Origin of the sequence: Corynebacterium sp. LK2510 (genome assembly GCF_040946405.1) — a bacterium.
In the GTDB taxonomy this organism is placed as follows: Bacteria; Actinomycetota; Actinomycetes; order Mycobacteriales; family Mycobacteriaceae; genus Corynebacterium.
Genome location: NZ_JAYWLR010000037.1, coordinates 1 through 3,088, shown reverse-complemented (window position 1 = coordinate 3,088; position 3,088 = coordinate 1). Strand labels below are relative to the sequence as shown.

The 3,088-nt window shown below is 55.0% G+C and carries 3 protein-coding genes and 1 pseudogene; 2 read left to right on the top strand and 2 right to left on the bottom strand.

Annotated features, from left to right (window positions below):
• Positions 1-170: 170 nt before the first annotated feature.
• Positions 171-404 carry a recombinase family protein gene (locus VVR41_RS10610; RefSeq protein ID WP_409338309.1) on the bottom strand — a complete coding sequence of 78 codons (234 nt, stop codon included), beginning with the start codon at positions 402-404 and terminating at the stop codon, positions 171-173.
• A 69-nt stretch (positions 405-473) separates the two neighbouring features.
• Between VVR41_RS10610 and VVR41_RS10760 the strand changes: the two are divergent.
• A pseudogene (locus tag VVR41_RS10760) lies at positions 474-1,823 on the top strand (IS256 family transposase).
• The gene (locus VVR41_RS10595; RefSeq protein WP_368524741.1) at positions 1,724-2,119 is read left to right on the top strand and encodes a type IIL restriction-modification enzyme MmeI; all 396 of its coding nucleotides are present in this window, start codon (positions 1,724-1,726) and stop codon (positions 2,117-2,119) included. Before VVR41_RS10760 ends, VVR41_RS10595 begins: the two are co-directional and overlap by 100 nt.
• A 330-nt stretch (positions 2,120-2,449) precedes the next feature.
• On the opposite strand, the gene VVR41_RS10590 is transcribed toward VVR41_RS10595, so the two are convergent.
• The gene (locus VVR41_RS10590; RefSeq protein ID WP_368524740.1) at positions 2,450-2,674 is read right to left on the bottom strand and encodes a DUF2188 domain-containing protein; all 225 of its coding nucleotides are present in this window, start codon (positions 2,672-2,674) and stop codon (positions 2,450-2,452) included.
• Between the last annotated feature and the right edge of the window lie 414 nt (positions 2,675-3,088).

The following is a 3,088-nucleotide window of genomic DNA, read 5'->3' as shown; positions in this document are numbered from 1 at the left end:
CCCGGTTTTCTGATCTACGACATACTTAGCGATGAGATGTGTAGCGGCCTTTTCAATTATGCGGTCAGCGGTTACTTAATTACCGCAGTCATCATTAGTTCTCTGTGGCGCAGCATTGCGAATGGCCTCAGCGAAGCGCGGGAGTAGGAGCGGTCGCTAGGAGAGGGTGTTTATCCAGAGCTTCCCGCGAGGTACTTACACAAGGTGGTCCGCCCGATCCTGAGTCGGCGGGCCACCTCAGCCCTCGGTATACCATCGTCCACCCACCCCCGGGCCTGAGCGACCTGGGCATCGGTGAGCACCTTGGCCCGGCCCTTGTAGGCCCCGCGCGCCTTCGCGCGGGCGATTCCCTCGGCCTGGTGCTCCTTGATGATGGAGCGCTCGAACTCCGCTACACTACCCATTAGCCCCAGCATCGAGGGTGTCAGGAAACTTGTGTGTGAGGCTCTGATCCAGAAGGAGTTTCACCGATAATGACAACGGTGACAACGAAGAAAAACCTTGACCAGGACAAGGTCAACGAGATCAGCGAGAAGCTGATGGAAAATCCTGAGCTCACCAAGCTGATTGGCGAGTTGTCGACGTCCACCGATGACGCCAGCAACCTGGTCAAAGGCCTGTTGCAGGCGTCGATTAACGCTGGTCTGCAGGCGGAAATGGATGCCCATTTGGGCTACGGTCATTCCGACCGGAAGATGAAGTCCCAGATTGAACCAACACAGGGTAGTAACCACCGCAACGGGTCGTACACCACGACCGTCAATTCTGGGTACGGCGCGTTGGAAGTGACTGTACCCAGGGATCGTTCCGGCACGTTTACTCCCCAGATGGTGCCCAAGGGATCACGCCGGCTGACAGAGCTCGATGACATGATCATCTCGCTGTACGCCGGTGGGATGACAGTGCGTGATATTCAGCACCATCTTGGGTCCACCCTGGGGGTGGATATGAGCCCGGATACGATCAGCACGATTACCGATGCAGTCTTAGACGAGGTCATGATCTGGGTAGAACCGTCAGCTCGACGAGTTCTACCCAGTAATCTTCCTTGATGCGCTACGCGTGAAGATCCGCGATGGCCACCGTGTCGTCAACAAGGCGTGCTACATGGCGGTGGGCATCGGCATGGACGGTATCAAGCGGATCCTGGGTGTGTGGATTGCTGATAATGAAGGTTTCGCCTTGTGGGCATCTGTGTGCGCAGATCTGGCCAACCGTGGCGTCCAGGATGTCTTCATCGTCTGCTGTGATGGGCTTAAAGGCCTACCGGAAGCCGTGGAGGCAACCTGGCCGAATTCGATGGTGCAGACCTGCATCGTGCACCTGATCCGGGCGGCGAACCGATGGGTGTCCTATCAGGACCGAAAACCCGTCTCCAGCGCGCTACGTGCGATCTACACGGCCGTAAACGAAGATACAGCCCGTGCCAGCTTAGATGCGTTCGAAACCTCTGAGCTTGGCCAGAAGTACCCGCAGTCGGTGAAAGTCTGGCGTGATGCGTGGGAACGTTCGTGCCGTTTCTGCAGTTCCCGCCAGCGGCGCGCAAGGTGTTGTACACCACGAATTCGATCGAGTCACTCAATGCTGAGCTGCGCAAAGCTACCCGGAACCGGGGCCAGTTCCCGAACGATACAGCGGCTGTGAAGACGCTTTGGCTGATGATGTGCAACATCGAAGACAAACGCGCTGCCAAACGTGCGAAGCAAGCCAAGCGCGCCGTTGAGTGCAACGGGTATGTTCAAGGAGCGAAGGCCAATGGCTGGAAACAAGCCATCAACCAACTAGCTGTGGCATACCCAGACCGATTCGCGGAGAACTTGTAAACCAAACCCCCGCACACAAACTATCGGACACTCTCGTTCCAGACCTTGATGAAAGAACCCGGAGCCGAATCATATCGGCAGGCAAAAAGGTTACTGACGCGCGCGAACTATATCCAGAAAGGTCATTGGCTGAGCAATACGATGCTCTGTCGATGGAGCCTGACCTTGTAAAAGCGCATAACGCCCTGGATCGAGAAGTCGACAGGGCTTTTGGCGCATCTCGCAAGCTCACCAACGAGAGGCAGCGGCAGGAACTACTGTTCGCCAACTACATTGAGCTAACTACTGGGCGCTGATAATCGTACTGATCAATGGGCAAACCCTAAGTGGCCATTGATAAGTTCTTTATTGCGGGTTTGTCATACTCACCTTCCGTCAGGTCCTGCCGGTCCACACGCTTGCGGGGCCAAGCGTGTGGACCCAGCGGGTTGCGCATCTAAAATTAATCTCCCCTATGAGGTAGCTGCGGACTGTGCTTCGCATGAAGTGATCTAACTGTGAAGCGAGCAAGTGGGGTGGCTCCTATTGAGGAATCTTCTCTCTGTTTGTACGGGGATTTAGGAGGGATCCCCTTTTGGATAGGTTGCAAAGGGGATCCTGGTAGGTGGACAAAGAGATTGTTTCGGCTATCCCCGTGGTGGGTGGGGATCTTTGCCGTACGAGTTCGACTCCCGGTATTTCCCGTCGCGTCCTTGAATTCTGTGCTCTATCTTTTCTCGTTGAGCTGTGGAGCGTGCGGCATCGATCGCTTCCTTCTGCGTGTCGAATCGTTTGGAAGCGCGGGTTGATCCATCTCGTTTGTTGGCCCACCCATCTCCCGAGCGGACGGTCGTGATGTTTCTTTTGTTCATAGTCGCCTTTCCGGGTCGTCACTACTTAACCCCGAGGGGGTAGGGAAGATTTTAGCCTTGAGGTTGGCGTTACCGTAAGGAAAAAAGTACCTACGTTCGATGTCGATAACCTCGGCAGCGCCTTCTGGGGTACACATCCCGACAGTGGACGCAGGCTGCTCGTCGCGACGGACGAGCCCTAGTAAAACATTTTTATTTCTATGCTAATTACTTAACTTGTTGGGTAATATCGTCTGCGAGGTCTTGACAGTCCTAATAGTTCCAGTCACTTCGAAAAGGAAGGGTTTACAATAATGTAGATTCTTGCTAGGGCAGCTGCAGCGTCTGTCGCCATCGCACTCGGGTCCTTGACTCCAGCACACGCACAGTCTTTGTCGTCTGCTTCGTCCAATTTCGATCTATTTTCTCCCCTCG

Bases quoted from the DNA above. Each gene is read 5' to 3' on its own strand.
- VVR41_RS10610 (WP_409338309.1), bottom strand. From the start codon at position 404: ATGGGTAGTGTAGCGGAGTTCGAGCGCTCCATCATCAAGGAGCACCAG.
- VVR41_RS10590 (WP_368524740.1), bottom strand. From the start codon at position 2,674: ATGAACAAAAGAAACATCACGACCGTCCGCTCGGGAGATGGGTGGGCC.